Origin of the sequence: Caulobacter sp. SL161 (assembly GCF_026672375.1) — a bacterium.
Classification (GTDB): Bacteria; Pseudomonadota; Alphaproteobacteria; order Caulobacterales; family Caulobacteraceae; genus Caulobacter.
The window spans coordinates 523,439-550,438 of sequence record NZ_JAPPRA010000001.1 but is presented as its reverse complement, the minus strand read 5'-3'; the positions used below and the strand labels follow the sequence as shown (position 1 = coordinate 550,438).

Sequence of the window (27,000 nt, the reverse complement as noted above, 5' to 3'; positions counted from 1 at the left end):
GCGTCTTGTCCAAGTCTTGGGATGTTATTGTCATCGGCGGCGGTCACGCCGGCTGCGAGGCGGCGGCCGCCTCAGCGCGCGCCGGCGCGCGCACCCTGCTGTTGACCCATAAGCTGGAAACCATCGGCGAGATGTCGTGCAACCCGGCCATTGGCGGCCTGGGCAAGGGGCATCTTGTCCGCGAGATCGACGCTCTGGATGGCGTCATGGGTCGGATGGCTGACAAGGCCGGGATCCAGTTCCGGATGCTGAACCGTTCCAAGGGTCCCGCCGTCCGGGGCCCGCGGTCGCAGATTGATCGTCGCCTGTATCGCGAAGCGATGCAGGCCGAACTGTTTTCCACGGGAAACCTCGACATCATCGCCGCGGCCGCAGAAGACCTGGTCGTCGAGAACGGCGCGGTCGCCGGGGCAGTGGACGCGGACGGGCAAGTTTACCGGGCGTCGCGTGTGATCCTGACGACCGGCACCTTCCTGAAGGGGGTTATCCATCGTGGCGAGGATCGTATCCCCGCTGGGCGGGTAGGGGACCAGCCCGCGGTCGGCCTGTCGGACCGTCTCTATGGTCTGGGTTTCCAGATGGGACGCCTCAAGACTGGCACGCCTGCGCGTCTCGACGGAAAGACCATCGCGTGGGATCGCCTGGAGAGCCAGGCGGCCGACGACACGCCCGTGCCGTTCTCTTACCTGAACGACCGCATCGACGTGCAGCAGATCGCCTGCGGGGTCACCTACACGACCGAAGAAACCCACCGGATCATCGCCGAGCGCATCGGCGAGTCTTTGGTCTACAGCGGTCGCGCCACGGGTGTCGGTCCGCGCTATTGCCCGTCGATCGAGGACAAGGTCGTCCGCTTCGCCGACAAGACCAGCCACCAGATCTTCCTGGAGCCCGAGGGTCTGGACGACGATACGGTCTATCCGAACGGCATCTCGACCTCGGTTTCGGAAGAGACCCAACTGCTGTTCCTGCGGACCATTCCTGGCCTCGAGCAGGTGGAAGTCATCCGCTACGGCTACGCCATCGAGTACGACTATGTCGACCCGCGCGAGCTGTATCCGACGCTGGAGACCAAGCGCTTGCCGGGTCTTTACCTGGCCGGACAGATCAACGGCACCACGGGCTATGAAGAGGCCGGCGCCCAGGGTCTGGTCGCGGGTCTCAACGCGGCCTTGGCTGTGCAGGGCCGAGAGCCGGCGATCTTCGCGCGCGATGAGGCCTATATCGGGGTGATGATCGACGACCTCGTCACCCGGGGCGTTACTGAGCCTTATCGGATGTTCACCAGCCGGGCCGAGTTCCGCCTGACCTTGCGCGCCGACAACGCCGACCAGCGCCTGACCGATCGTGGGATATCCCTGGGCGTGGTTGGTCCGGTTCGCGCGGCGGCATGGACCGAGAAGAAGGCGCGCCTTGATGCCGCGCGCGCCTTCGCGCGATCGGTGACCCTGACGCCGAACGAGGCGGTGAAGGCGGGGTTCAAGGTCAATAGCGACGGCGTCCGGCGCGACGTCTTCGCCATGTTGGCCTATCCGGATGTGACGTTGGATGACCTCGGCCGGATCTGGCCTGAGGTTTTCACGTGGAACACCGACGTCCGCGAGCAGATCGAGATCGAGGCCGCCTATGCCGGCTATCTGGATCGCCAGCGCGCCGACGCTGAGTCCCTCCGCAAGGACGAGGATCTGCGCCTGCCGGCTGATCTCGACTATGCCGAGATCGGCAGCCTCTCCAACGAGGTGCGGGAAAAGCTGGCGCGAGTGCGCCCCCTGACTCTGGGCCAGGCGGCGCGGATCGAGGGTGTCACCCCCGGCGCCCTGACGGCTCTGCTGGCCCATGTGAGGCGCGACCGTGCAGCCTGATCTCGCTCTTGCTCCCGAGGCCGCTCTGGACGCCGCCGGCTTTCAGGCCCTGGTCGGCGCCACCGACGCCCAGATCGAAGACCTGACGCGCTTCCAGACGCTGCTGGCCGAATGGAACGAGGTCATGAACCTCGTGGGGCCGCTCACCATTGCGACCTACTGGACCCGCCATGCCCTGGACAGCGCCCAGCTGATCCCTTTGGCGCCGGAGGCGACGGTCTGGGCCGATCTGGGCGCCGGCGCTGGCTTGCCCGGCGTCGTCCTGGCCATACTTTTGAAGGGTAGGGCTGGCGCCAAGGTGCATCTGGTCGAGTCGATGACCAAGCGCTGCCGCTTTCTCGAGGTCGTGGCCAAGGATCTCGACCTGCCCGTCCAGATCCACAACGCCCGGGCCGAGGATCTGAAGCTGAAGGTCGACATCGTCACCGCCCGCGCCTGCGCGCCGATGACCAAGCTTCTGGGCTTCGCCGAACCTTATCTGCGCAATGGGGCGGTCGGACTGTTCCTCAAGGGGCAGGATGTCGAGGCCGAGCTCTCCGAGGCCCGCAAGGCCTGGACGTTCGAGAGTGAACTGCGCACCAGTCAAAGCGACCCTCGGGGCCGCATCGTTCAAGTGAAGAGGCTTTCCCGTGTCCGCTAATCCTCTCCGCGTACTGGCCATCGCCAATCAGAAGGGCGGGGTGGGGAAGACCACGACCGCGATCAATCTGGGCACGGCCCTGGCCGCTTGCGGCGAACGCGTACTGCTGATCGACGCCGATCCGCAGGGCAACTGTTCCACGGGGTTGGGCATCGGCCGCACCCAGCGGCGCACCACGCTCTATGACGTGTTGATGGGCGAGGCCCCCGTGGTCGACGCAGCCGTGAAGACCGAGTTGCCGGGCCTGGACGTCATACCGGCCGATGCGGATCTCTCGGGTGTGGAGATCGAACTGGGTCAGACCGCCCGCCGGTCCTACCGCTTGCGCGACGCCCTTGAGGCGATCCGCGCCAACGGCCCCTATACCTATGTGCTGATCGACTGCCCGCCGTCGCTGAACGTGCTGACGGTCAACGCCATGACGGCCGCCGATGCGGTGTTCGTGCCGCTGCAGTGTGAGTTCTTCGCCCTGGAGGGCCTGACCCAGCTGATGCGGACGATCGAACGCGTGCGCGGCAGCCTCAATCCGCGGCTGGAGATCCAAGGGGTTGTGCTGACCATGTACGACCGCCGCAACAGCTTGTCGGAACAGGTTGCCAAGGACGTGCGCGCCCACTTCGGCGACAAGGTCTATGACGCGGTCATCCCGCGGAATGTTCGGGTCTCCGAGGCGCCGTCATTCGGCAAGCCCGTGCTGCTCTACGACCTGAAATGCGCGGGTAGCCAGGCCTATCTGAAGCTGGCGCGCGAGGTGATCAGCCGCGAACGCGATCGCCAGGCCAAGGCCGCCTAAGTCCAAAGAACAAGAACCGTAGCTTGACTGAGATTGTGATGGAGTCCGTCGTGGTGGGAGAGCCCGGTATGTCCGAAGGGCGTCGTGGTCTGGGTCGAGGGCTTTCCGCCCTGCTGGGCGAGGTCGACGCCGCGCCGGCTCAGGCGCCGGGCGAGCAGCTTGGCGGTTCCCGTGAAGCGCCGATCGAGATCCTGCAGCGCAATCCCGACCAGCCCCGTCGGACCTTCCGCGAGGAAGACCTCGAGGACCTGTCAAACTCGATCCGTGAGAAGGGCGTTCTGCAGCCGATCCTGGTGCGGCCATCGCCGGATACGGCTGGCGAGTACCAGATCGTCGCCGGCGAGCGCCGTTGGCGCGCAGCCCAGCGGGCGGGCCTCAAGACCGTGCCGATCATGGTGCGTGAGCTCGACGACCTGGCGGTGCTGGAGATCGGCATCATCGAGAACGTCCAGCGCGCTGATCTGAACGTCCTGGAAGAAGCGCTCTCCTACAAGGTGCTGATGGAGAAGTTCGAGCGCACCCAGGAGAACATCGCTCAGACCATCGGCAAAAGCCGCAGCCATGTGGCCAACACCATGCGCTTGCTGGCCCTACCGGATGAGGTTCAATCGTACCTGGTCAGTGGTGAGCTGACGGCCGGCCACGCCCGCGCCATCGCTGCAGCGGCTGACCCGGTGGCCCTCGCCAAGCAGATCATCGAGGGCGGCTTGTCGGTGCGCGAGACCGAGGCCCTGGCCCGTAAGGCGCCCAGCCCGTCTCCGGGCAAGAGTAAGGGCGGCCGCCCGCCACGCGTGAAGGACACCGACACCCAGGCGCTGGAGTCTGACCTGTCCTCGGTTTTGGGCCTGGATGTCTCGATCGACCATCGCGGGTCTACCGGCACGCTGACCATCACCTACGCCACGCTCGAGCAGCTCGACGACCTCTGCAACCGACTGACGCGCGGGATCTGATCAGGCGCACGTAAAAGGGTGCGATCGCCCGGTTTCGGGTGCAAAATCACCCTTTGAAAATCGCCTCTGTCGCGCATGAAGCGGCGCCTTTCCGTACTCAGGGAGGCGCCGTTTTCGTGAGGCGAGGGCGCATTCTCGAGATATGCGCCGCAAGCGATTGTGGAATAAGGCTTTCCTGAAAAGCATCCACAGCGCCGCAAAGCCTCTGATTTCCCGCGCCTGGAGGGCGAGCGGCGACTACAGGCCCAGTCGGCGGGCGCGGCCGGCTATCATCAGGGCCAAACGTTCGGCGATCAGTTGATCGGGGGAGCCCGACGTCTTGCAGGCTCGGTCGGCGGTCAGGATCTCGCCCTGGATCTCGAGAATGGCCTCCAGGTTCCAGGCTCGCGCCTGACGGAGGAATTCTCGCTCCTGCTTCCAGAACACGCCGGCGGCCTTGGCCGCGGCTTGCAGGTCGACGCCGTTCTTGTGCAGGGTCAGGACGCGACGCAGACGACCGAGATAGTAGCCCATCGCCCTGACAGCGGCCGGTCCGCCTTCCCCCTCGGCGGCGGCGCGGCGAAGCGCCTGCTGGGCGGCGCCCACCTTTCCGCCGAACGCATCGGCAGCGGCGTCACTGAGGGAGGCCTCGGGTTCGACTCCCAGGAAGTCGGTCAGGTCTGCGGCGGTGGCGTTGATACCGCTGCCCGGGCCGAGGTAGAGGGCCAGCCGTTCGATCTCGGCGCGGGCCACGCCCCGTTCCTTGGGCAGGCGCGAAACGAAGAGTTCCAGCGCCTCGCTGTTCAGGCTGACCTTGTCGTTGGCCAGGGTGTCGCGCGTCAGGCGGGCCAGGTCCCCGGCCTCGTCCTCGTAACAGGGGATGACGGCGCAGCCGTTGGCCTTCTCGCCGACCTTGCGAAGCTGTGAGTCTCGGCCCAGCGCGCCGGCCTCGACCAGAAAGAAGGCGCCCGGATTGAGTTGACCCTCGACATGGCGGGTCAGGGCTTCGGCGGCCTGCTTGTCGGGGCCAGCCTTGTCGCTGGACAGTCGCAGGCGCACCAGGCGCCGCCCCCCCATTAGCGACATCGCCGACAGTTCGTCCTCAAGCTTGGCCGGGTCGGCGTCGAGATCGCCGTCGGTCAGTTGCGCCGTATCGAAGGGATCATCCGGGCGCTCGACCACGCGCCGGGCCAGCGCATTGGCCCGGTCCCGCACAACGCCCCGGTCCTTGCCGTAGATCACTACGGCCCGGATGTCCGGGGTCGGCTCCTTGAGGAAGCGTTCGACGTCCGGACGCTTGGACAGGATCATCTAGGTCAGGCCGGCTTCTTGCCCGCCAGCCAGGTGGCGAGGTCCAGCTGAATCTTGCGCGCGGCCTCTGCGGCGGCGCGTTCTTGACCATCCTGCTGCGCGGCGATGGCGGCGTAGGGCTGGTCGGCGGAATCGTAGGTCACCGAGACGTCGGTCCGCCCCTTGTGGACCTCGGCCCCGTTCTTGGCGTCCAGAAGGCGCCAGTCGACGCTCATCCGCAGTTCGAAGCGGTTGGCGACGTTGTCGAGGCGGACGCCCCGGGCGAAGCGCTGCTCGTTGACCGACAGATAGAGCTTGTAGGCGGCGGGCGAGCCTTGGCGATGCGCCAAGGCGTCGTCGAGCTGCTCGCGAAGCAGGTAGCCGCCACGCCCTTCGGCGGCGACGGTCTCGATGCTCGAGAGGCCGCTCTCCACCCCTGCACGGCCGTACAGGGGCGTGAAACCTGCGCACGCCGTGAGCGTGATCGTCGAAAAGGCCAGGACGGCGGCCGCCAGGGTGCGCTTCATCGCTTGGGGTCTCAGTTGGCCACGATGTTGACGATACGGTCCTTGACCACGATCACCTTGCGGACCGTCAGGCCCTCAAGGTGAGCCATCACGTTCGGATCCGCCAGAGCGATTTTCTGAACCTCGTCGTCCGGTGCGCCCGCCTTGACCTTGATCTCGCCGCGGCGTTTGCCGTTGATCTGGATCGGCAGGACGCGCTCGTCGTCGGCGGCCAGGGCAGGATCGGCCTTCGGCCAGGGGGCGTCGACGACCATGCCTTCCCCACCCATGCGCGCCCAGGCTTCCTCGGCCAGGTGCGGCGTGAACGGGGCGACCAGGCGGGCAAGGATGTTCAGCGCCTCGGCGCGGGCGGCCAGAACGGCTTGCGACGCGCCTTCCGCCGGAGCCGCCTTCAGGGCGTTCAGGAACTCGTACAGACGCGCCACGCCGCTGTTGAAGCGGAAGCCCTCGATGCTGTCGGTGACGAAGCCGATCAGCTTGTGGGCGGCCTTGCGCAGGGCCAGGGCGGCCTCGTCGCTGTCGTCATGGGCGAAGTCGCCGGCCGGCTGGCTGTCGAACTCATTCCACAGGCGGTGCGTAAAGCGCCAGGAGCCCTCGACGCCAGAGTTGGTCCACTGGACGTCGCGCTCGGGCGGACTGTCGGACATCACGAACAGGCGCGCAGCGTCGACGCCGTAGGCTTCGAAGATGTCCTCGGGCGCGACGACGTTCTTCTTGGACTTCGACATCTTCTCGATGTCGCCGATGATGATCGGCGCACCCGTCTTGGCGTGCCTGGCCGTGCGCGTATTGCCCTCGGTGGTAATCACCACGTCCGAGGGCTCGACCCACTCGCCAGCCTCGTTCTTGTAGGCCTCGTGGGTGACCATGCCTTGGGTGAACAGGCCCGCGAACGGCTCCTCGACCGAGACCAGGCCCTCGTCCTTGAGGGCGCGGGTGATGAAGCGGGCGTACAGCAGGTGCAGGATCGCGTGCTCGACGCCGCCGATATACTGGTCGACCGGCAGCCAGTAGTCGGCTGCGGCCTTGCCGACCGGCTCGGCGGCCTTGGTGTCGGCGAAGCGGGCGAAGTACCAGCTGGAGTCGATGAACGTATCCAGCGTGTCGGTTTCACGCTCGGCCGCGCCGCCGCAGGTCGGGCAGGTCGTGTGACGCCAGGTCGGGTGACGCAGCAGCGGGTTGCCGGGCTTGTCGAAGGTGACGTCCTCGGGCAGGGCGACCGGCAGCTGGTCTTCCGGAACCGGGACCACGCCGCAGCTTTGGCAGTGGATCACCGGGATCGGGCAGCCCCAATAGCGCTGGCGCGAGACGCCCCAGTCGCGCAGGCGATAGACGGTCGCGCCCTGGCCCTGGTTCGCCGCCTCGATGCGCGCGATGGCCTCGGCCTTGGCGGCTTCGACGTCCAGCCCGTCCAGGAACTGCGAGTTGAAGATCTTGCCGGGACCGACATAGGCCTCCTTGCCGACCGTGAAGGTCGCTGGATCCTCGCCGTTCGGCAGCACCACGGGCAGGACGGGCAGGTCGTACTTGCGGGCGAAATCCAGGTCGCGCTGGTCGTGAGCGGGGCAGGCGAAGATCGCGCCCGTGCCGTAATCCATCAGGATGAAGTTGGCGATCCAGACGGGCAGGGTGATCGACGGGTCCAGCGGGTGCTTGACGCGCAGGCCCGTGTCGTAGCCCAGCTTTTCGGCGCTCTCGATCTCGGCTTCCGAGGTGCCGCCCTTGCGGCAGTCAGCGATGAACTGCTGAATCTGCGGGTTCTCGACCGCCAGCTGCTCGGCCAGCGGGTGTTCGGGCGCGATGCCGACGAAGCTGGCGCCGAACAGGGTGTCGGGGCGGGTGGTATACACTTCCAGCCCTTCGGCCAGGCCGTCGGGCGCCTCACCGTCAAATTGGAACTTGAAGCGCAGGCCCTTGGAGCGGCCGATCCAGTTCTCCTGCATCAGGCGAACTTTGTCGGGCCAGCGGTCCAGGGTCTTCAGACCGTCGATCAGGGCGTCAGCGTAGTCGGTGATGCGCAGGAACCACTGGGTCAGCTTGCGCTTCTCGACGACAGCGCCCGAGCGCCAGCCCTTGCCGTCGATGACCTGCTCGTTGGCCAGCACGGTCATGTCGACCGGGTCCCAGTTGACCGAGGCTTCCTTGCGATAGACCAGACCGCGCTTGAGCAGACGCAGGAACCAGGCCTGCTGCTTGCCGTAGTATTCCGGGTCGCAGGTGGCGAACTCGCGCGACCAGTCGACCGAAATGCCCAGCGACTTCAGTTGCTCGCGCATGGCGGCGATGTTGTCGTAGGTCCAGCCCTTGGGGTGGACGCCGCGCTCCATCGCGGCGTTCTCCGCCGGCATCCCGAAGGCGTCCCACCCCATCGGATGCAGGACGTTGAAGCCCTGGGCGCGCTTGTAGCGCGCCACGACGTCGCCCATCGCGTAGTTGCGGACGTGGCCCATGTGGATGCGGCCCGACGGATACGGGAACATCTCGAGGACGTAGTATTTCGGCCGGCCGTCGTTGATCTCGCCGGTCTTGAAGACGTCGGCCTTCGCCCAGGCTTCACGCCACTTGGGTTCGGTGTCTTTGGGATTGTAGCGGGCCATCGGAAACCAGATCTTGATCGGCGGAGAGCGCTCCCGGGAAGAGCGTCCGCGATGTCATAAGCGGTTTCGCGGTCCAGGCGCGCGGAAAAAGCGGAATTTGGAACAGGCCCCCGTCCGTGACAGGGGCCTGACCGGGCGTCTAGCCCTTGATGTTCGAAAGTCGAAGCTGGCGCGCGCGCGTCAGGATCGCGTTCTCGATATCGGCGGCGGTCTGGTCAGACACCGGGGCGTCGACCCAGGCGCCGTTGATATCCTTGGACTGCTTGAACACGGCGACATTCAGGCCATCGGCGCGCAGGCGGGTGTCCAGGATGTAGACCGTGGCCTTGAACCGCTCGGCCGGGGTCTCCGGATTCACATACCAGTCGGTGACGATCACGCCGCCGTAGGGATCAGCCGAGGCCAGAGGCATGAACGCCAGGGTGTCCAGGCTGGCGCGCCACAGATAGCCGTTCACGCCGATCGAGCCTTCGGTGGCCGGCGCCTTTTCGCCGCCGCCCAGACGCTTAAACGGATTGAAGCCCGCTTTCTCGTCCTGTGCGGAGAAGGTTTTGGGGGCCTTGTTGCTGGCGCACGCCGTCACGCCCAGCATCGACAGAGCCAGGACGCCCGCGGCGACGCCGCGCATCACAGACCCACGCTCAAACGCCATAGTACCTCGCTCCAATGTCTCGCCGACGCGTGTCGCGCGTCCAGGCGCGCCCCCGCGGCCGGGAGCCGGTCTATAGCATGGCTGCGTCGCCTCAAAACAGGAATCGCGTGACCTCACCGCCACAGGAGTCGATTGAATCGCCGATTGAGCGGGCCCGTGCGACCAAACGCCGGTTGACCGCGTTCCGGGCAAGCCTTTAATCGCTTCTCGAGGGGCTCGTTCCTATATGGGACGGGTGGGGACAACCGAGTATAGGCGGCGAGTAGCGATGGTCGCGACGCGTTTCATCTTGGCGGGGACTGCCGCACTGATCCTAACGGGATCGGCCGCGACGGCGTTCGCTCAGGCCAAGCCCCACGCGGTTGCTCCCGACTTCACCGTCAAGAACGACTTCACCAGCGCCGCCGCGGGCGTTCAGTATCCGCGCGATGACAAGCGCACCCTGCGCTGGGACGCCAAGAAGGGCCGTTGGGGCCTGAAGCTGGACCTTGACCAGCCCTCCAGCCGCGAAATGGAACTGCAGGACGTCAAGGCGGGCGCCTATTTCAAGGTTACGCCTTCGATCCGCGTTGGCGGCGCCGTCAGCCTGGGCGAAACAAACCCCGCTCTGGCCGCTCGCAAGGCTCAGCAGGCTGATCCCGCGCCGCGCGTGCGCCTGGAAACCGCCTTCAAGTTCTAAGCGGTTTCAGCGCGCCAAGGCCTCCACCGCCGCGATTCCGGCCACGCCGCTGACAAACAGCTGGTCGACGGTGTGCGCTCTGACGCCGCCCAAGGCATAGACGGGCAGCGCCGTCGCCTCGACCAGCCTCATCAAGCCCTCAAGGCCCAAGGGCTCCCCGGCTGACGGGCTGTTGCTCGGAAAGACCGGAGAGACCACAACGGCATCCGCGCCCGAACGTTCGGCCGTCTGGACGGCGGCCAGATCGTGGGCGGCGACGGTGACCAGATAGCGCGGATGTTCAGCCCTCAGACGCGGCAGATTTGCCGCCATTCGCTCGGGTAGGTGGACGCCGTCCGCCCCGACGCCCTCGGCGAGGCCGGCATGTGCGCCGACCAGCAGGATCAGGTCTCGCGCGGTGGCGATCGTCCGCAGGCGTCGCCCCTGCTCGACCGCGTCCGTCGCGCCGAAAGCGCGAAACACGATCGCCGAACCGGGGGGCAGACGCTCAGCGACAGCCTCGGGGTCTGTAATGCGGGCCGGATCGGTAAAGAACAACAAGCGGGGCAGCGCCATTCCGCGCACGGTTCTTGGCGGGAAGGCCGAGGCCGCTCTAGAGAGGACTTCCAGTTCGTTCTCACCGTCCAAGGCAGGACCTCCATGTCGCAAGCGCTCGCCGAGATCCGCGCCCGTATCGCCGCCGCCGAGGCCCGCGCCGAACGACCGGCGGGGAGCGTGACCCTCGTCGCGGTGTCCAAGACCCAGCCCTGGGACCATATCGCGCCCGTGCTCGAAGCGGGACAGAAAGTGTTCGGCGAAAACAGGGTCCAGGAGGCGATGGAACGCTGGGGCCCGCATCGTCAGGGGCTGGAACTCAGGCTGATCGGACCCTTGCAAACCAACAAGGCGCGTGAGGCGGTCGGCTTTTTCGATGTGATCGAAACCCTGGACCGGGAAAAGCTGGCGCGCGTGTTGGCGGACGAGGTTCAGCGGGCGGGCAAGGCGCCGCGCCTCTATGTCCAGGTCAATGTCGGCCAAGAAACGCAGAAGGCCGGTGTCGCGCCAGGCGACGCCGACAGCTTTATCGGCGCCTGCCGGACGACCTACGGCCTGACGATCGAGGGCCTGATGTGCATTCCGCCGTTCGACCAGGACCCGGCGCCGCACTTTGCGCAACTGGCGTCCATCGCCGAGCGCAATGGTCTCGACAAGCTCTCCATGGGCATGAGCGACGATTTCGAGATCGCCATCGCGCAAGGGGCGACCTCGGTGCGGGTGGGATCGGCGCTGTTCGGCAGTCGCGTCTACGGCTAGTCCGCGAGAATCTGGACGGCGTCGCCGGGCCCGGCGGTCGCCAGCACAGCTTCGAGATCCGCGCGGGCCAGCGCCACGCAGCCCTCGGTGCCCGGATAACCGTCGCGCGCCAGATGCATGAAGATGGCCGATCCCATGCCCGGCGTCGGCGGATCGTCATTATGGCCGAGGATCACCACGAGGTCGTACACGGCGTCGTCGCGCCACATCCGCTCGGCGCTGGCCGGATAGGGGAGGGTGACCGGCCGGTTGTAGTTCGGATCGCTGGGCGCATCGCACCAGCCGTCTTCCGGTCGCGTGGCGCGCAGGGGCAAGGCGGTCTTCGGACCTTGGGGATAGACATCCGGTCGATACCAGACCTCGCGCATCACCCAGACGCCGAGCGGGCTTCTGTTGTCGCCCTCCCTCTTGTCCGGGGCGGGGATCGCGCCGGCCTTGCCGACAGCGCAGCGCACAATCCGTCCCGCAAGCTCGAAGCGGCCGTCAGCATGGGCTCGAAACAGCATAAGCGGCGACTCCTCGACTTAAGGCCGCGCGCGGGGTTGTCCCCGGGGGGCGCAGCGGTGCATGTTCCGGCTTATGGCGCAACGCAAGACGCTTCTTCTGATCGACGACGATGACGACCTGCGCGGCGCGCTGGCGGAACAGTTGGCCCTGCATGAAGAGTTCGCGGTCAACGAGGCCTCGAGCGCGGGTGAGGGCGTGAAGCTGTCGCGCGAGCTCAAACCCGACCTGATCCTGCTTGACGTTGATCTGCCCGACATGGACGGCCGCGAGGCCTGCCGCCTGATGCGCAAGAACGGCGTCACCGCGCCGGTGATCATGCTGACGGCGGCCGCCAGCGACAGTGACACGATCCTGGGTCTTGAATCCGGCGCCAACGACTATGTGACCAAGCCGTTCCGCTTCGGCGTGCTGCTGGCCCGCATCCGCGCCCAGCTGCGCAGCTACGAGGCGTCGGAAGACGCGCTCTTCCGGATCGGCCCCTACGAATTCCGCCCGTCGGCCAAGCTCCTGGTCGATGAGAAGCAGAAGAAGGTGCGGCTGACCGAAAAGGAAACCAATATCCTCAAGTACCTCTACCGCGCCGGCTCCAAGCCTGTGTCGCGCGAGGAACTGCTGACCGAGGTCTGGGGCTACAACGCCGGGGTCACCACCCACACGCTGGAAACCCACGTCTATCGCCTGCGTCAGAAGATTGAGCCTGATCCCACCGTAGCGCGGATCTTGATCACCGAGATGGGCGGCTATCGGCTGCAGCCCTGACCAACAAAAAAGGCCCGGTCAGCGATGACCGGGCCTCTTTCGTTTCAGCGTCTCCGCGTCACTTACGCGTTGCCGACCTGCTGGCCTTCGGCCTGGGCCTTGCGCGCGGCGTAGACGCCGGCGAAGTCGATCGGATCGATCAGGAACGGCGGGAAACCACCTTCCGCCGTCACGTCCGAAATCAGGCGACGGGCGTAGGGGAAGAGGAAGCGCGGGCACTCGATCAGCAGAACGGGCTCCAGATCCTCTTCGGCAATGCCGACGATGTGGAAGAGGCCGCCATAGACCACTTCGACGTGGAACACGGCCTGGCCTTCGCGCTCGGCGCGCGCCGACAGCTTCAGGTCCACTTCGAACAGACCGTCAGCGCGGCCCCGGGCGTTCATTTCCACGCCCATGTCGATGGCGGGTTGGGCGGCGCCGGCGCGCAGCGCGTCGGGAGCCAGCGGGTTCTCGAACGAGAAATCGCGGACGAACTGGGCCAGGATGCGGATGCCCGCTTGGCCGGCCTCGGCGCCTTCCGGGGTCGCCTCGGGGGCGGTGGTGTCGGTCATTAGGATAAAATCCGTAATCGGCGGCTAGAACGCCAAAAGAAAGGTGGGCGCTGCTACCATGAGGGCCGATCTGGCGCAACGCCAGGCGCCTGACGGGCGAACCTGTCTCACCTATATAAGAGTCAAACCCTGGGCCCAAAGCCCGCTGCCGGACCCCGACGTGTTCCAGATCCTATTCCTCGCCGCCGTGGCCGCCCTGGTCCTCTACCAGCTTTACGCGACCCTTGGGCGTCGTGTCGGCCGCCAACCGGAGGACGCCGCCGTCACCGCTACGCCAGGCGCTGCGCCCGCGCCTGTTGATCCTGTCTTGCAAGCCGAAGGCGTCGCCACGCTGAGGGCGCGCCAGCCGGACTTTGATCCCGCCCGGTTCCTGATGGGCGCCCGCGCGGCCTACGAACAGATCGTCAAGGCCTATGCCGAGGGCGATCGCGAGACGCTGACGCCGCTTCTGGCGCCCGATGTGATGGAGAACTTCGAGCGCGCCATGGTCGCCCGAGAGACCGCCGGTCGCACCGAGAAGGTCGAGTTCCTGACGCCGCCGCGCGTTGATCTCGAGCGTGTCGACGTCGTCGGCGACACCGCCAAGGCGGTGGTCCGGATCCTTGCCGAGGTGCGCACGCGCACCAAGGACGAGCGGGGCGAGGGCGTCGACGATCGTCGCACCGCCGAACTCTGGACCTTCGAGCGGGAGGTCAAGAGCACCGATCCCAACTGGCATCTGACGTTCGTGGCCGCCGCCGAGGCCTGATGACCCGCCCGGCCTACACCTCGCTGGCGCCGCTGGCCTTGGCGGCGTTCCTGAGCGCGTGCGCCAGCACCCCGGCCACACCACCGCCGGCGCCCGTATCTGCGCCCACGCCCGCGCCAACGCCGCCTTCCGGCCAAGCGCCCGTCGCGAGCGCGCCGCAAAGCGCTATGCCTTCGGCGTTGTCCTTTGCGGGTCTGGCGGGATGGGCTGAAGAAGACCATCTGGCGGCGCTGAACGCGTTTCGTGCGGGCTGCGGGGTCTCCAGAGACCCGGCCGCGACGCGGGTTTGCGGCCTGGCCAAGGCGACCAAGGATCTGGACGTCTCCGGCGCCAAGGCCTTCATCGAGGCGAATTTCAGGGTCGAGGCTGTCGGCGGCGGTGGGGATGGACTGCTGACGGCCTATTTCGCGCCCCAGTATGAGGCGCGCATGTCGCGCAACGCCGAGTTCAGCGCGCCGCTGCGCGGCCTGCCCGCCGATCTGGTGGTCCTGGATCTGGGCCCCTTCGAGCCGGCCCTGGTCGGCAAGAAGATCACCGGCCATGTCGAGGGCTCGACCTTCGTCCCCTATCCGGACCGCGCCGAGATCGAGGCGACCCCGTCCGACAAGCCCCTGGCCTGGATGCGGCCAGAGGAGCTGTTTTTCCTGCAGATCCAGGGCTCGGGTGTCCTGGTGCTGCCGGACGGCCGCCGGGTACGCGCGGTCTTCGCCGGCACGAACGGGAAACCCTTCGTCGGCATCGCGATCGCCATGCGGGACAAGGGGCTGCTGCCCGACAACAACACTTCGGCCGAGGCGATCCGGACCTGGCTGGCCGAGCATCGTGGGCCCGAGGCCGATGCGATCATGCGGCTGAACCCTCGCTATGTGTTCTTCCGCACGGTTCCCGACGACGGCAAGGAGCCCGCCGGCGCAGCGGGCGTGGCCCTGCCGCCGGGCCGGGCGATCGCGGTTGATCCTGGCCATCACGCCTATGGCGGCTTCTATTGGCTGGACGCGGCGGCCCCGAAGCTGGTCGGGGCCTTCCCGGTCTATCGTCGCGCGGTCACGGCGCTGGATACCGGCGGGGCGATCAAAGGCGAGGTGCGCGCCGATCTCTATATGGGCTCGGGCGCGGCGGCCGGCGTCGAGGCCGGCCGGGTGCGCCACACCCTGCGTCTCTATCGGCTGACGCCGAACCCCTGACGTGGCCAAGAAGCCGCCGCCCCCTCCCGGCAAAATGGGACCCGAAGATGACAAGCGCCTCTGGCGGCTGGTCGCCTCAACCGTGACGCCGCGCGCGCCGGTGAAGCCTGAAAAGATGCGCAGCAAGGCGCGGATCCGGCCGTCGCTGAAGTCGGATGCGGCCTTGCCGGCCGAGCCGCCGACGCGCCTGGCCTCGATCGCGCCGCTGCGGCTGCATCCCGAGGACCTCAAACCAACCCCGCCCAAGCCGCTGAAGGGCCCGGCCGGCCATATCGAGCCCAATCGCAAGCTGCGGATCGTCAAGGAGCGCGACCCGATCGGCGCGCGGCTCGATATGCACGGCCTGGACCAGGACCAGGCTCGCGCGACGCTGGAGGCCTTCATCCGGCGCTCATTCAGCCAGGGCCACCGGGCGGTGCTGGTGATCACCGGCAAGGGCAAGGTGGGGCAGGGGGTCTTGAGGTCTCGCACGCCCGAATGGCTGACCGACCCGTCCCTGCGCGAGATGGTCGCCGGCGTCTCCACCGCCGACCGCCGCCACGGCGGCGAGGGGGCGCTGTACGTGGCGCTGAAGCGGCGGGTGTGAGGCGTCTGTCTATCTCGTGACTAACAAGCCTTGCTTCTGAAGGTCGCTGTAGATGCAGTCTTCTTTTGTTTTCTGCCCCTCGACGCCCTGATCAACGTATGCGGCCCAAGCATCGCCGACCTTTGTCGGCGCAAAATCCTTCAAGCCGCATCGTGCTGCCGCGTCGATAATCTGCTGGCGATCAGCCCATGTGTTCTCGTCGCCGACAAAGCAGCCCGCCAAGGCGCTGGCCAAGGAAATCGACAGAGCCAGAACGCCAAGCTTCAGCGCGACTTTTAATTTCATCCCGCGAAGCTGCCATCCAGAATGGGCGCCCGCAATGCGTCCCGTAACTAGAAGAGGCTTATCCCTTCCGCGACGCCTTCTCGGCGATGCCGGAGGTGCCCTCGCGGGCTTCCAGCTTCTCGGCCACGGCGTCCAGCGAGACGCCTGAGGCCGCCATCAAGGCCAGCCAGTGGTAGAGCAGGTCGGCGCTTTCGGCCGCCAACGCGTCCGGACCTTGCGCCACAGCGGCGATTACTGTCTCGATGGCTTCCTCGCCGAGCTTCTTGGCCGCCAGGGCCGGGTCGTTCAGGAGCTTCGCCGTATAGGACACCGACGGATCGCCGCCCTTGCGGGCCTCGATCGTCGCTGACAGGCGTTGCAGGACGTCGGTGAGGCGCTGGCTCATGCCACGTCCTTCATCTTGTCCAGGCGCACCGGGATGCCGGCGTCGGCCATGGCCTGCTTGGCCTCGCCGATCGAAATCTCGCCGAAGTGGAAGATCGAGGCGGCCAGCACGGCGGCGGCGTGGCCGTCGCGGGCGGCTTCGACCAGATGTTCGGTCTTGCCGGCGCCGCCCGAGGCGATCACCGGCACGCTGACCGCGCCCGTCACGGCCTTCAGCAGCGGGATGTCGTAGCCGATCTTGGCGCCGTCGCGGTCCATCGAGGTCAGCAGGATCTCGCCCGCGCCGCGTTCCACGATCTTGGTGGCCCATTCGACCACGTCGATCCCGGTGTCCTTGCGGCCGCCATAGGTCCATACGTTCCAGCCCGAGCCGTCCTCGCGCGCCTTGGCGTCGATGGCCACGACCACGCACTGGGCCCCGAAGGCGTCGGCGCCCCCGGCGATCAGGTCGGGATTCTCGACGGCGGCGGTGTTGACCGAGACCTTGTCGGCCCCGGCCAGCAGCAGGCGGCGCATGTCACCGACCTGCCGCACGCCGCCGCCCACAGAGACGGGCATGAAGCAGACCTCGGCGGTGCGCGAGATGACGTCCAGGATCAGGCCCCGGCCTTCGCTGGAGGCGGTGATGTCCAGGAACATCAGCTCGTCGGCGCCGGCGGCGTCATAGGCGCGCGCCTGCTCCACCGGATCGCCGGCGTCGCGCAGGGAGACGAAATTGACCCCCTTGACCACCCGCCCGTCCTTCACGTCGAGGCAGGGAATGATCCGGGTCTTCAGCATCAGGCGGCCGCCGCGATCAACGCTTCGGACGGCTTGATCGTGCCGGCATAGAGCGAACGGCCCAGGATGGCGCCGGCGATCTCGACGCCCTGACGGGCCTTCAGGCGCTCGATATCGGCCACGGCGGCCACACCGCCCGAGGCGATGACGGGGATCGAGACCGCGTCGGCGAGCTCGCCTACGCCCTCGACATTGACGCCGGTCAGGGCGCCGTCGCGGCTGATGTCAGTGATAATCAGGGCTGCGACACCGGCGTCCTCGAAACGGCGCGACAGGTCGATCGCCGACAGGTCCGACAGGCCCGTCCAGCCGTCGATGGCGACCTTGCCGTCGCGCACGTCGACCGCGACGGCGATCTGCTCGGGCCACAGGCGCGCGGCCTTCTTGACCAGTTCGGGATCGTGCACGGCCACGGTGCCGAGGATCACGCGGGACACGCCCGCCTCGATCCAGGCCTCGACGCCTTCCAGGGTGCGGATGCCGCCGCCCAGCTGCACTGGGATCGAGATCGACTCCAGGATCTGCTCGACAGCGGCGGTGTTGACCGACTTGCCCTCGATGGCGCCGTTCAGGTCAACGACGTGCAGCCACGAGAAGCCGTCCTGGACGAAGCGCTGGGCCTGGTCGGCGGGCGAGGTGTTGAAGACCGTGGCCTTGTCCATGTCGCCATGCAGCAGGCGCACGCACTGGCCGTCCTTCAGGTCGATGGCGGGATAGAGGATCATGGGCGCCATTCCAGGAAGTTGGCGAGCAGGGCGAGCCCTGATGCTTGTGATTTTTCAGGGTGGAACTGTACGCCCGCGACATTGTCCTTGGCCACAGCGGCCGTGAACGGCCCGCCGTGGTCGGCGGTGGCGACGACATCTTCCACATGGGAAGGGGTCAGGGCGAACGAGTTGGCGAAATACATGTGGGCGCCGTCGTCGATGCCCGCGAACAGGGCATGAGGACGCACGAGGCTGATCGCGTTCCAGCCCATGTGCGGGATGGTCAGCGTCGGATCGCTGGGCTCGAGCTTCTTCACCTGGCCCTGAATCCAGTTCAGGCCTGGGGTGACGCCGAACTCCAGCCCCTCGGTGGCCAGGAGCTGGTGGCCGACGCAGATGCCCATGAACGGAACACCCCGGCCGTGGACGGCCTGGTTCATCGCTTCATAGACGCCGGTGGCGTCCAGGCCCGCGCGGCAGGAGGCGAAGGCCCCGACGCCGGGCAGGAAGACGCGATCGGCCTTGGCGACAAGGTCGGGGTCAGCGGTGACAACGATGTCGGCGTCGAGCGCGCGACGGCGGGCCGCCTCGCGCAGGGCCTTCTCGGCCGAACGCAGGTTGCCCGACCCGTAATCGATCAGGGCGACGGTCTGCATGAAATCAGGTTCCTACAGCACGCCCTTGGTGGACGGCGCCTGACCGCCGGTCTTGGGGTCGATCTCGACCGCCTGACGCAGCGCCCGGGCCAGGGCCTTGAAGCCGCTTTCGGCGACGTGGTGGGTGTTGTCGCCGTACAGGGTCTCCAGATGCACGCACGCCCCGCTGTTCATGGCGAACGCGTGGTGGAACTCCTTGAAGAGCTCGGTGTCCATCTCCCCGACCTTGGGGCGCTTGAACTCGACCTTCCAGATCAGATACGGCCGGTTGGAGAGGTCGATGGCGCAACGGGTCAGGGTCTCGTCCATCGGGATATAGGCCGAGCCGAAGCGGCGGATGCCCTTGAAGCCGTCCAGCGCCTTGTGGATCGCCTGGCCCAGCACGATGCCGGTGTCCTCGACCGTGTGGTGCATGTCGATATGCAGGTCGCCCTTGGTCTCGACCTTCAGGTCGAAGCCGCCATGGCGCGCGAAGCTCTCCAGCATATGGTCATAGAAACCAATGCCGGTGGAGATCGTCGAGACGCCGGTCCCGTCGAGATCGATCCAGACCCGGATCTGGGTCTCCTTCGTCTCGCGGACCACTTCAGCGGTGCGGGCCATTTGAGCTCTAAAGTCCGTTCTTTTCAGCCAGCTCGCGCAGGGAGACCTGCGGACGCGGACCGTAGTGGTCGATCACCTCGGCGGCCGCCAGGCTGCCCAGCTGGCCACAGATAGGCAGCGGGCGGCCGTGGGAAAGGCCAAAGAGGAAACCCGCCGCGTATTGGTCGCCTGCGCCGGTCGTGTCCACGACTTTTTCCACGGGATAGGCCGAGATTTCGTGCAACTGCCCGTTTGCCGCGACCACCGAGCCTTTTTCGCTGCGGGTCACGGCGGCGATCTCGCAGCGTTCGGCCAGGGCCTTCACCGCCGCGTCGAAATCGTCGGTCTCGAACAGGGCGCAGACCTCTGCGGCGTTGGCGAAGACGATGTCGCACTGGGTTTCGACAAAGCCCAGCAGGGCGCCGCGGTGGCGATCGACGACGAAGCTGTCGGACAGGGTCAGGGCGATCTTGCGGCCCGAGCCGTGTGCGAGGGCGGCGGCCTTGGCGAAGGCGCGGCGCGCTTCGGGCGGATCGAAGAGATAGCCTTCCAGATACGAGATCTGCGCGGCCTCGATGATGTCCGGGTCGACGTCGGCGGGGTTCAGCTCCACGCACGCGCCCAGATAGGTCGACATGGTGCGCTGGGCGTCGGGGGTGACGTTGATCAGGCTCTGCGCTGTCGCCGGGCCTTCCGCGAGCGGCGGGGTCGTGAAGACGCAGCCGATCGCGTTCATGTCGTGGCGGAACACGCGGCCCAGCTGGTCGTCGGCGACCTTGCCCAGGAACGCGGCCTTGCCGCCGAAGCTGGCGACGCCGGCCACGGTGTTGGCGGCGCTGCCGCCCGAGGCTTCGATCGCCGCCGACATCACGTCGTACAGGCTGGCGGCGCGCGCCGGATCGATCAGGGCCATCGAGCCCTTCACCAGGCCCTCGCGCTCGAGGAAGGCGTCGTCGCACTGGGCGATGACGTCGACGATGGCGTTGCCGATGGCGGCGACGTCGTAGAGCGCGGTCATGGGACGGAAAAACCTTTGAAAGAACAGGACCGAAGGTCCAAGCAGCGTTGCGATTAAAGGATGTAGTCGGCCGTGGCAACGCGAGGGTTGCCCAAAGTCCTGCGACATCCTAGCTGCGCTGTTCTAGCAAGCATGGGTAAACCGATGGTCGATGTCCTGCTCCTGGTCCCGGCTCGCGATGAGCATCGCTATGGCGACAGCTGGTTGACCCTGTTCGAGCGCCTGGCGGCGCCACTGCACGCCCACGGCCTGACCGTCGAGGCTCAGCCATGGACCGATCCTGTCGCGCCAGGCCAGGCGCGCTTGGTCATGCCGTCCCTGGCCTGGGGCTACCACGCCCGGCAGGCGGACTGGTTCGCGCAGCTCGACGCCTTCGAGGCGAGCGGGGTGCGCATGGTGAATCCGCCCTCGGTGCTGCGCTGGAATTCGACCAAGACCTATCTGGTCGAGCTGGCGGGAAAGGGCGCGCCCGTCGTGCCGACCCAGGCTCGCGACCGTCTGACGCCCGAGGCGCTCGAGGCTGCGTTCGACGCCTTCGGGGTCGACGAGGTGGTGGTCAAGCCGCAGGTCTCGGCCGGCTCGCACGAGACCATCCGGGTCAAGCGTCGCGGTTCGCTGGACGGCGGTCCGACCGGCCCGGCGCTCATCCAGCCCTTCCTGCCGGCGGTGGGCGAGGAGGGGGAGCTTTCGCTGTTCTTCTTCGACGGCCAGTTTAGCCATGCGGTGACCAAGGTCGCCGTCGATGGCGATTTCCGCGTCCAGCCGCAGTTCGGCGGCCGGGTCAGCGAGGTCGCGCCCGAGCCCGAAGCCCTGCGCGCTGCCGCCATGGTGCTGGAAGCCGCCGGACCGCCCCTGACCTATGCCCGCGTTGATTTGATCCGGGGCCTCGACCACACGCCCCAGCTGATGGAGCTGGAGGTCATCGAGCCTGACCTTTTCCTGGAGCACGCCCATGACCAGGGCGCGGCCTTCGCGGCGGCGGTGTTGCGGGCGATCGGCTAGCTCAGCAGGCTCCCACCTGACTTCGCTTTGCGAAGTCGGCCGCCCCCAAAGGGGACAGAAGGCCCCGCCATCCTTCTTCCCCCTCCGGGGGAGGAGCGCCGGAGGCGCGGAGGGGGCAAGTCACGCCCCCAGGAACAGCTCCCGCGACGGGCACAGGTCGCTGATCTTGCAAATCTCGCACTTGGGCTTCCTCGCCACGCAGACATAGCGGCCGTGCAAGATCAGCCAGTGGTGCGCGCGGGTCTGGTAGGGTGGGGGGACAACCCGCATAAGGTCTTGCTCCACCGCATCCGGGGTCTTGCCGGCCGACAGCTTGAGACGATGCGAGACCCGGAAGACGTGGGTGTCGACGGCGATGGCGGGTTCGATGTCCAGTTCGTTCAGCACCACACTGGCGGTCTTGCGGCCAACGCCGGGGAGAGCCTCGAGATCCTCGCGGTTCAGCGGAACCTGGCCGCCATGCTTATCCATGATGATCCGGGCGGCGGCGATCACGTTCTTGGCCTTGCTGCGGAACAGGCCGATCGAGGCGATGTACTTGATCAGCCCCTCTTCCCCGAGCGCCAGCATCGCCTCGGCGCTGTTCGCGACCTGAAACAGCGGGCCGGTGGCCTTGTTGACCTGGACGTCGGTGGCCTGGGCCGACAGGGCGACGGCCGTGACCAGTTCGTACGGGTTGGAATAGTTCAGCTCGGTCTTGGGGTGCAGGTCCAGACCCTCGAACCGGTCGAACAGAACCGCGACACGCTCACGCTGGGCCGGGGAGAGGCGTTTGACGGGCTTCTTGGCGGCCTTGCGGACCGGCGTCTTGCTGACCGAAGCGGCTTTGCGGGGAGTCTTGACCATGGGGCGACCATGCCGTGGGGGACTCCGCTCGCCAAGAGCGCGGCTGACCCCTAAATTCGCGCCATGGCCAAGCCGATCTACATGGACCGGGTGATCGCCCCCCACCGTTCGCTCAGCCCGCAGGGCGGCGCGGTGCTTCTGGCCGTGGTCATGGCGTTCAATGTGCTGGTCGCTATCTTTCTGATCGTGATCGACGCGCCGCCGGTGCTGCCGTTTCTGGGCCTCGACGTCCTGGCGCTGTGGCTCGCCTTGCGCGCCAGCGCGCGGGCCGCTCGGCGGGTCGAGCGTATCCAGGTCACCGCCGAGGCCGTGACCGTCAGCCGCGAGGACGAAAAGGGCGCACGCATGGTCTGGACCTCGCCGACAGCCTTTACGCGGGTCGGTGTGGAGCAGCCGGGCGAGCACGAGGTCCGGATTCGGCTGATGATTCATCGCAAGCGGATGACCCTGGCGCGAGCGCTGGGGCCGGATCAGCGACTTGAGTTCGGCAATGCGCTGCAGGACGCGATCCGATCGGCCCGCAACGAGCGCTGGTCGTGATCAGCGCAAGAACCGGGCGGACGGCTGCGGGCCGTGGGCCTAGCCTATGACCATGGCTTACGACGCATCCCCCCTTTCCGACGCCATTTCCGAGGCCGCGCGCCAGGAGCTGGCCCGCTTGGCCGAGCGCTCGGTCGACTATCACCGCATGGCCAAGGCGCTGGACTGGCTGGCCGAGCGATGGTCGGACCATCCGTCGCTGGACGACGCCGCCCAAGCCGTCGGCTTATCGCCCTTCCACTTCCAACGCATTTTCACGCGTTGGGCGGGGGTGAGCCCCAAGACCTTCGTCTCGGCCATCGCCCACGCCGAGGCGCGACGCTCGCTCGAGGCTGGCGGCACAGTGCTGGACGCCGCCTTCGACGCGGGACTCTCCGGACCCTCGCGCCTGCACGACCTGTTCATCGCCCAGGAGGCGGCGACCCCGGGCGAGGTGCGTCGGCGCGGTGCGGGCATGCGGCTGCGCTGGGGCTGGGCGCCGACGCCGTTCGGCAGAGGACTTTTCGTAATTGCCGAGCGAGGTCTGGCGGGCCTGGCGTTTTCCGATGGCGATGACGAGGCCAGCTTCGCCGACATGCATCGTCGCTTCCCGGCCGCTGACTGGAGCCGCGACGACCTTTCGGCTCAGGCCACGGCCCTGCACGCCTTCGCCGGCGGCGAGGGGCCTTTGCCGGTTGTCCTGATCGGCTCGCCGTTTCACGTCCAGGTCTGGAAAGCGCTTTTACGGATACCGACCGGCGAGACGGCCACCTACGGACAGGTCGCGGCTTGGGCGGGCAAGCCCAAGGCGTTCCAGGCGACGGGCGGCGCCATCGGGGCCAATCCCATCTCGCTGCTGATCCCCTGTCACCGCGCCATCGCCAAGGATGGCCGGCTGACCGGCTATCACTGGGGTCTCGCCCGCAAGGCGGCGATCCTGGGGATGGAGGCGGTGGCGGCGGCGAGGTGATGAACCCTCTCCCCAAGGGAGAGGTGTCGGCGAAGCCGACGGAGAGGGAAGTCGCAAGCTCAGCAGAACTTCCCCCTCCGGTCGCTTTGCGACCACCTCCCCCGCGAGGGGGAGGATTTTGGGGTTACAGAATAAACCGGCTCAGATCCGCGTTCGCCGCTAGCGCGCCCACCCGCTCCTGCACATAGGCCGCGTCGATCGTCACCGTTTCGCCGCCGCGATCGGCGGCGGTGAAGCTGATCTCCTCGACCACCTTCTCCATGACCGTCTGCAACCGGCGGGCGCCGATGTTCTCGACCGAGCCGTTCACGGCCACCGCTGCGTCGGCCAGGGCGTCGATGGCCTCATCAGTGAAGACCAGCGTGACCTCTTCGGTCGCCATCAGCGCCTGGTGCTGGCGGATCAGATTGGCTTCCGGCTCGGTGAGGATGCGGCGCATGTCGTCGCGCGACAGGCCCTTCAGCTCCACCCGGATCGGCAGGCGGCCCTGCAGTTCGGGCAAGAGGTCCGACGGTTTGGCGACGTGGAAAGCGCCCGAAGCGATGAACAGGATGTGGTCGGTTTTGACCGGCCCGTGCTTGGTCGAGACTGTCGTGCCCTCGATCAGCGGCAGAAGATCCCTCTGCACGCCCTCGCGGCTGACGTCGGCGCCGGAGCGCTGAGACGAGCTGGCGACCTTGTCGATCTCGTCCAGAAAGACGATGCCGTGGTTCTCGGCCAGCTCCAGCGCCTCCTGGGTCAGGGCTTCCTGGTCCAGCAGCTTGTCGCTCTCTTCGGCGATCAGCGGCGCCCAGGCGCCCGAGACGGTGGTCTTGTGGGTCTTGGTGCGGCCGCCGCCCAGCGACTTCATCATGTCCGACAGGTTGAACACCGCAGCGCCCGGCTGGCCGGGAATGTCGAAGCTGGGGCCGCCGGTGTCGGCCAGCTGCAGCTCGACCTCCTTATCGTCCAGCTCGCCGGCGCGCAGCTTTCGGCGGAACGCCTCGCGGGCGGCGGTCGAGCCCGGACCGGTCAGCGCGTCGAGGATGCGCTCCTCGGCGGCGCCCTCGGCCTTGGCCTTCACGGCGGCGCGGCGCTTGTCGCGCACCATGGCCAGGGCGCTTTCGACGAGATCGCGGACGATCTGGTCGACGTCGCGGCCGACATAGCCGACCTCGGTGAACTTGGTGGCTTCCACCTTCAGGAACGGCGCCTGGGCCAGCTTGGCCAGACGACGGGCGATCTCGGTCTTGCCGACGCCGGTGGGACCGATCAGCAGGATGTTCTTCGGGGTCACCTCATCGCGCAGGTCGACGGGCACGCGGCGGCGGCGCCAGCGGTTGCGCAGGGCTACCGCCACAGCCTTCTTGGCCTCGGCGTGGCCGACGATGTAGCGGTCCAGTTCGGAAACGATCTCGCGGGGGGAAAACTCAGTCATCGGTCGTTGATCAGGGCCTCGAAGATCAAGCGCCACCCTTCGGGGCGCTTCTGCCAGACATGCATATAGTGCGCGTGTTCGATGATTTCCTGGTGGTCGGCCCATCCGGCCTCGCCATGGGTCCAGACGAAGTCGCCTGCCTTCGAGGCGCCGCCGCCACGCAGAGTGAGGACCATGCGCTGGGGCCGCGCGTTTGTGCGTTCGGCGACGGCGGCGGGCGTCAGGCCTTCGGTTCCCTTCGGGCCCAGCAACCAGGCGTCTGCCGCCAGGGCGCGTCGATAGGCGGCGGGCGCGTCGCTTTCAGCCGCCTGGGCCAAGGCGCTCTCCGCCGCTCGGACCTTGTCGAAGGCGAGGGCCGCCGAGTGCTCGCCGGACTTGGCGACGGGATCGAGCGTGGTCGGCGCATCCGGACCTGGGGCGCTGGCGGCGTCGGCGGCCGCTCCGCCATCATAGATCCATCTCCACCGCCCGTCCGGCGCCTTGCGCCAGATGGTCGCGAAGTAGCCGCCGCGCTTGTCGTTGATCTCGGAGGGGCCGACCGAGAGCGCGAGATCGCCCGATCGGGCCGCGACGATCCTCTGGGGCCACCACTCCAGTTTCGGCGTCTTGCTGGAGGGCCGCTTCTCGTAGAGGGCTCTGGCGCTCACCGGCCCTGGCGCGAACATGATCGCGTCATCAGCCATGTGCTTGAGAAACGAATCCCGGATTCCCAGCGCCAAGCCGTCCGCCGCGAAAGCGCGTTCGGCGGCTTCAACCTGGGCGGCGGGACCGGGCTCGGCCCATGCGGACGTCGTCCAGCCAGCGGCGGCGAGCCCGGCGATCAGCATGATCTTGAACATGCGAAAGTCCTCCCGGCGGGAGTAAAGCCTAAAGGCTTTCGACCGTCAGGTTACCGTTTGTGTAGACGCAAATCTCGGCGGCGATGCCCATCGCCTTGCGGGCGATGTCCTCGGCCGAGAGGTCCAGATCGATCAAGGCCTTGCCGGCCGCCAGGGCGTAGTTGCCGCCCGAGCCGATGGCCGCGACCGCCCCGCCGCCAAGGCTCTCGCCAGGCTCCAGAACATCGCCGACGCCGGTGACGGTGTAGATGGCCGTCTTGTCGGCCACCAGCAGCATGGCTTCCAGCCGGCGCAGGTAGCGGTCGGTCCGCCAGTCCTTGGCCAGGTCCACGCAGGCGCGGGCCAGCTGGTCGGGATACTGTTCCAGTTTAGCTTCCAAGCGCTCAATGAGCGTGAAGGCGTCGGCCGTGGCGCCGGCGAAGCCCGCGACCACCTTGCCACCGGCCAGGCGACGCACCTTGCGGGCGTTGCCCTTGACGACGGTTGGGCCCATGGAGACCTGTCCGTCGCCGGCGATCACGGTCGAACCGTTCTTGCGCACCGCCAGAATGGTCGTGCCGTGCCAGTCGGGGAAGGAAGAGCTGTTGCTTTGCATGGCTTCGCATGTGGCGAGGCCGGGGCGGAGGGTCAAGCGCCATGAGTTTTTCGGAAGCCGAAGTCGAGCGCTACGCCCGCCACCTGGTGCTGCGCGAGGTCGGTGGCCCGGGCCAGCAGAAGCTGAAGGCCGCGCGGGTTCTGATGGTGGGGGCGGGCGGCCTCGGCGCGCCCGCCGCGCTGTATCTGGCCGCCGCCGGGGTTGGGACAATCGGCCTGGTCGACCCGGACATCGTCTCGCTGTCGAACCTGCAGCGTCAGGTGCTTTACGCCACAGCCGATGTGGGCCGGCCCAAGGTGGAGGTCGCGAGCGAGCACCTGCGCGCGCTCAATCCGAACACAAGCGTCGAAAACCACCCGGTATGGCTGGACGCCTCCAACGCCCAGGCGGTGGTTTCCGGGTATGACCTGGTTCTGGACGGCACAGACGATTTCGCGACCCGATTTGCTGTGAGCGATGCTTGCGTTGCGCAGGGCAAGGCCCTCGTCAGTGGCGCTCTGGGGCGCTGGACGGGACAGGTCGGCGTGTTCCACGGCCAGCCCTGCTATCGATGTCTGGTGCCGGACATCCCGCCCGACGCGGAGACCTGCGCCCTGGTGGGCGTGGTCGGGGCGCTCGCCGGCGTGATCGGCTCCATGATGGCCTTGGAGGCGGTGAAGCTGATCACGGGCGCGGGTGAGCCCCTTTCGGGGCGCTTGCTGATCTACGATGGTTTGGCCGGTGAAACCCGCACCGTCCGGATCGGGCGCGACCCTCAGTGCCCGTCCTGCGGCGCTTGACCTCCCTAGCGTAACACC

The 27,000-nt window shown here is 67.3% G+C and carries 32 protein-coding genes; 14 read left to right on the top strand and 18 right to left on the bottom strand.

Going from position 1 to position 27,000, the window contains the following annotated elements; translation table 11 throughout:
• Nucleotides 1-5: 5 nt before the first annotated feature.
• The 4 genes from mnmG to OVA11_RS02875 are packed head-to-tail and all read left to right on the top strand — an operon-like array spanning nt 6 to nt 4,248.
• Nucleotides 6-1,862: a tRNA uridine-5-carboxymethylaminomethyl(34) synthesis enzyme MnmG gene (mnmG, locus tag OVA11_RS02890; RefSeq protein ID WP_268066043.1), complete on the top strand. Its 1,857-nt coding sequence runs from the start codon at nt 6-8 to the stop codon at nt 1,860-1,862.
• Nucleotides 1,852-2,502: a 16S rRNA (guanine(527)-N(7))-methyltransferase RsmG gene (gene rsmG / locus OVA11_RS02885; RefSeq protein ID WP_268066041.1), complete on the top strand. Its 651-nt coding sequence runs from the start codon at nt 1,852-1,854 to the stop codon at nt 2,500-2,502. Before mnmG ends, rsmG begins: the two co-directional genes overlap by 11 nt.
• On the top strand, nt 2,492-3,295 hold the full coding sequence (locus OVA11_RS02880; RefSeq protein WP_010921580.1) for a ParA family protein: 804 nt from the start codon (nt 2,492-2,494) through the stop codon (nt 3,293-3,295). Before rsmG ends, OVA11_RS02880 begins: the two co-directional genes overlap by 11 nt.
• 38 nt (nt 3,296-3,333) lie before the next feature.
• Nucleotides 3,334-4,248: a ParB/RepB/Spo0J family partition protein gene (locus OVA11_RS02875; protein WP_268068881.1), complete on the top strand. Its 915-nt coding sequence runs from the start codon at nt 3,334-3,336 to the stop codon at nt 4,246-4,248.
• Nucleotides 4,249-4,485: 237 nt separating this feature from the next.
• On the opposite strand, the gene holA is transcribed toward OVA11_RS02875, so the two are convergent.
• The 4 genes from holA to OVA11_RS02855 form a co-directional block, all read right to left on the bottom strand.
• Entirely contained in the window at nt 4,486-5,538 is a 1,053-nt protein-coding gene (holA, locus tag OVA11_RS02870) for a DNA polymerase III subunit delta (protein WP_268066038.1), read from the bottom strand.
• A gap of 5 nt (nt 5,539-5,543) precedes the next feature.
• Nucleotides 5,544-6,044: an LPS assembly lipoprotein LptE gene (lptE, locus tag OVA11_RS02865; RefSeq protein WP_010921577.1), complete on the bottom strand. Its 501-nt coding sequence runs from the start codon at nt 6,042-6,044 to the stop codon at nt 5,544-5,546.
• A gap of 11 nt (nt 6,045-6,055) precedes the next feature.
• On the bottom strand, nt 6,056-8,641 hold the full coding sequence (gene leuS, locus OVA11_RS02860) for a leucine--tRNA ligase (RefSeq protein ID WP_268066034.1): 2,586 nt from the start codon (nt 8,639-8,641) through the stop codon (nt 6,056-6,058).
• 139 nt (nt 8,642-8,780) lie between these two features.
• Complete coding sequence (locus OVA11_RS02855; protein WP_024266005.1) at nt 8,781-9,308, bottom strand: DUF3576 domain-containing protein; 528 nt, start codon at nt 9,306-9,308, stop codon at nt 8,781-8,783.
• Nucleotides 9,309-9,561: 253 nt separating this feature from the next.
• On the opposite strand from OVA11_RS02855, the gene OVA11_RS02850 reads away from it, so the two are divergent.
• Nucleotides 9,562-9,972, top strand: coding sequence for an NtrZ family periplasmic regulatory protein (locus tag OVA11_RS02850; protein ID WP_024266004.1), 411 nt, complete (start codon nt 9,562-9,564; stop codon nt 9,970-9,972).
• Nucleotides 9,973-9,978: 6 nt separating this feature from the next.
• Here the strand turns inward: OVA11_RS02850 and OVA11_RS02845 are convergent, their stop codons facing one another.
• The gene (locus tag OVA11_RS02845; protein ID WP_268066031.1) at nt 9,979-10,599 is read right to left on the bottom strand and encodes a thiamine phosphate synthase; all 621 of its coding nucleotides are present in this window, start codon (nt 10,597-10,599) and stop codon (nt 9,979-9,981) included.
• 12 nt (nt 10,600-10,611) lie between these two features.
• On the opposite strand from OVA11_RS02845, the gene OVA11_RS02840 reads away from it, so the two are divergent.
• Nucleotides 10,612-11,265: a YggS family pyridoxal phosphate-dependent enzyme gene (locus OVA11_RS02840; RefSeq protein WP_268066029.1), complete on the top strand. Its 654-nt coding sequence runs from the start codon at nt 10,612-10,614 to the stop codon at nt 11,263-11,265.
• Here the strand turns inward: OVA11_RS02840 and OVA11_RS02835 are convergent.
• Complete coding sequence (locus OVA11_RS02835; protein ID WP_268066027.1) at nt 11,262-11,771, bottom strand: L,D-transpeptidase family protein; 510 nt, start codon at nt 11,769-11,771, stop codon at nt 11,262-11,264. The two genes, OVA11_RS02840 and OVA11_RS02835, sit on opposite strands and share 4 nt — an antisense overlap.
• Nucleotides 11,772-11,844: 73 nt before the next feature.
• Here OVA11_RS02835 and OVA11_RS02830 point away from each other — a divergent pair, with 73 nt between their 5' ends.
• A complete protein-coding gene (locus OVA11_RS02830) occupies nt 11,845-12,531 on the top strand; it encodes a response regulator transcription factor (protein ID WP_024266002.1) in 687 nt (228 codons plus the stop codon).
• A 62-nt stretch (nt 12,532-12,593) separates the two neighbouring features.
• Here the strand turns inward: OVA11_RS02830 and secB are convergent, their stop codons facing one another.
• Entirely contained in the window at nt 12,594-13,085 is a 492-nt protein-coding gene (secB, locus tag OVA11_RS02825) for a protein-export chaperone SecB (RefSeq protein ID WP_268066025.1), read from the bottom strand.
• A gap of 145 nt (nt 13,086-13,230) precedes the next feature.
• On the opposite strand from secB, the gene timA reads away from it, so the two are divergent.
• The 3 genes from timA to OVA11_RS02810 are packed head-to-tail and all read left to right on the top strand — an operon-like array spanning nt 13,231 to nt 15,603.
• Nucleotides 13,231-13,833 (top strand): TIM44-related membrane protein TimA, encoded by a 603-nt coding sequence (gene timA / locus OVA11_RS02820; RefSeq protein ID WP_268068880.1) that lies wholly within the window; start codon nt 13,231-13,233, stop codon nt 13,831-13,833.
• Nucleotides 13,833-15,017, top strand: coding sequence for a murein transglycosylase A (gene mltA / locus OVA11_RS02815; protein ID WP_268066022.1), 1,185 nt, complete (start codon nt 13,833-13,835; stop codon nt 15,015-15,017). Before timA ends, mltA begins: the two co-directional genes overlap by 1 nt.
• A 1-nt stretch (nt 15,018) precedes the next feature.
• A complete protein-coding gene (locus OVA11_RS02810) occupies nt 15,019-15,603 on the top strand; it encodes a Smr/MutS family protein (protein WP_268066019.1) in 585 nt (194 codons plus the stop codon).
• Nucleotides 15,604-15,612: 9 nt separating this feature from the next.
• Here OVA11_RS02810 and OVA11_RS02805 read toward each other — a convergent pair whose 3' ends face one another.
• Genes OVA11_RS02805 through OVA11_RS02775 form a run of 7 tightly spaced genes read right to left on the bottom strand, consistent with a single transcriptional unit; the run spans nt 15,613 to nt 20,015 of the window.
• A complete protein-coding gene (locus tag OVA11_RS02805; RefSeq protein ID WP_268066016.1) occupies nt 15,613-15,888 on the bottom strand; it encodes a hypothetical protein in 276 nt (91 codons plus the stop codon).
• A gap of 58 nt (nt 15,889-15,946) precedes the next feature.
• Nucleotides 15,947-16,273: a phosphoribosyl-ATP diphosphatase gene (locus OVA11_RS02800; protein ID WP_268066014.1), complete on the bottom strand. Its 327-nt coding sequence runs from the start codon at nt 16,271-16,273 to the stop codon at nt 15,947-15,949.
• The gene (gene hisF, locus OVA11_RS02795) at nt 16,270-17,052 is read right to left on the bottom strand and encodes an imidazole glycerol phosphate synthase subunit HisF (RefSeq protein ID WP_268066011.1); all 783 of its coding nucleotides are present in this window, start codon (nt 17,050-17,052) and stop codon (nt 16,270-16,272) included. Before hisF ends, OVA11_RS02800 begins: the two co-directional genes overlap by 4 nt.
• On the bottom strand, nt 17,052-17,786 hold the full coding sequence (gene hisA, locus OVA11_RS02790; RefSeq protein WP_268066008.1) for a 1-(5-phosphoribosyl)-5-[(5-phosphoribosylamino)methylideneamino]imidazole-4-carboxamide isomerase: 735 nt from the start codon (nt 17,784-17,786) through the stop codon (nt 17,052-17,054). Before hisA ends, hisF begins: the two co-directional genes overlap by 1 nt.
• A complete protein-coding gene (gene hisH, locus OVA11_RS02785; protein WP_268066006.1) occupies nt 17,774-18,415 on the bottom strand; it encodes an imidazole glycerol phosphate synthase subunit HisH in 642 nt (213 codons plus the stop codon). The genes hisA and hisH overlap by 13 nt, the downstream gene beginning before the upstream one ends.
• A gap of 12 nt (nt 18,416-18,427) precedes the next feature.
• Nucleotides 18,428-19,018, bottom strand: a complete 591-nt coding sequence (gene hisB / locus OVA11_RS02780; protein ID WP_096052999.1) for an imidazoleglycerol-phosphate dehydratase HisB — start codon at nt 19,016-19,018, stop codon at nt 18,428-18,430.
• 7 nt (nt 19,019-19,025) lie between these two features.
• A complete protein-coding gene (locus tag OVA11_RS02775; RefSeq protein WP_268066003.1) occupies nt 19,026-20,015 on the bottom strand; it encodes an adenosine kinase in 990 nt (329 codons plus the stop codon).
• Nucleotides 20,016-20,159: 144 nt separating this feature from the next.
• Here OVA11_RS02775 and OVA11_RS02770 point away from each other — a divergent pair, with 144 nt between their 5' ends.
• Complete coding sequence (locus tag OVA11_RS02770) at nt 20,160-21,017, top strand: ATP-grasp domain-containing protein (RefSeq protein WP_268068879.1); 858 nt, start codon at nt 20,160-20,162, stop codon at nt 21,015-21,017.
• 120 nt (nt 21,018-21,137) lie between these two features.
• Here OVA11_RS02770 and nth read toward each other — a convergent pair whose 3' ends face one another.
• Nucleotides 21,138-21,863: an endonuclease III gene (gene nth / locus OVA11_RS02765; RefSeq protein WP_268066000.1), complete on the bottom strand. Its 726-nt coding sequence runs from the start codon at nt 21,861-21,863 to the stop codon at nt 21,138-21,140.
• Between the two features lie 63 nt (nt 21,864-21,926).
• On the opposite strand from nth, the gene OVA11_RS02760 reads away from it, so the two are divergent.
• Together OVA11_RS02760 and OVA11_RS02755 are read left to right on the top strand one after the other, a co-directional pair.
• On the top strand, nt 21,927-22,403 hold the full coding sequence (locus OVA11_RS02760) for a DUF2244 domain-containing protein (protein ID WP_268065997.1): 477 nt from the start codon (nt 21,927-21,929) through the stop codon (nt 22,401-22,403).
• Between the two features lie 46 nt (nt 22,404-22,449).
• Nucleotides 22,450-23,352, top strand: a complete 903-nt coding sequence (locus tag OVA11_RS02755; protein WP_268065994.1) for a bifunctional helix-turn-helix domain-containing protein/methylated-DNA--[protein]-cysteine S-methyltransferase — start codon at nt 22,450-22,452, stop codon at nt 23,350-23,352.
• Between the two features lie 124 nt (nt 23,353-23,476).
• Here the strand turns inward: OVA11_RS02755 and hslU are convergent, their stop codons facing one another.
• The 3 genes from hslU to hslV are packed head-to-tail and all read right to left on the bottom strand — an operon-like array spanning nt 23,477 to nt 26,239.
• On the bottom strand, nt 23,477-24,769 hold the full coding sequence (hslU, locus tag OVA11_RS02750) for an ATP-dependent protease ATPase subunit HslU (protein ID WP_268065991.1): 1,293 nt from the start codon (nt 24,767-24,769) through the stop codon (nt 23,477-23,479).
• Nucleotides 24,766-25,608, bottom strand: coding sequence for a DUF4440 domain-containing protein (locus OVA11_RS02745; RefSeq protein ID WP_268065987.1), 843 nt, complete (start codon nt 25,606-25,608; stop codon nt 24,766-24,768). The genes hslU and OVA11_RS02745 overlap by 4 nt, the downstream gene beginning before the upstream one ends.
• Nucleotides 25,609-25,636: 28 nt before the next feature.
• On the bottom strand, nt 25,637-26,239 hold the full coding sequence (hslV, locus tag OVA11_RS02740; RefSeq protein WP_015923353.1) for an ATP-dependent protease subunit HslV: 603 nt from the start codon (nt 26,237-26,239) through the stop codon (nt 25,637-25,639).
• Between the two features lie 5 nt (nt 26,240-26,244).
• Between hslV and OVA11_RS02735 the strand changes: the two genes are divergently transcribed.
• Nucleotides 26,245-26,982, top strand: a complete 738-nt coding sequence (locus OVA11_RS02735; RefSeq protein WP_268065985.1) for a HesA/MoeB/ThiF family protein — start codon at nt 26,245-26,247, stop codon at nt 26,980-26,982.
• The last annotated feature ends 18 nt before the right edge of the window (nt 26,983-27,000 follow it).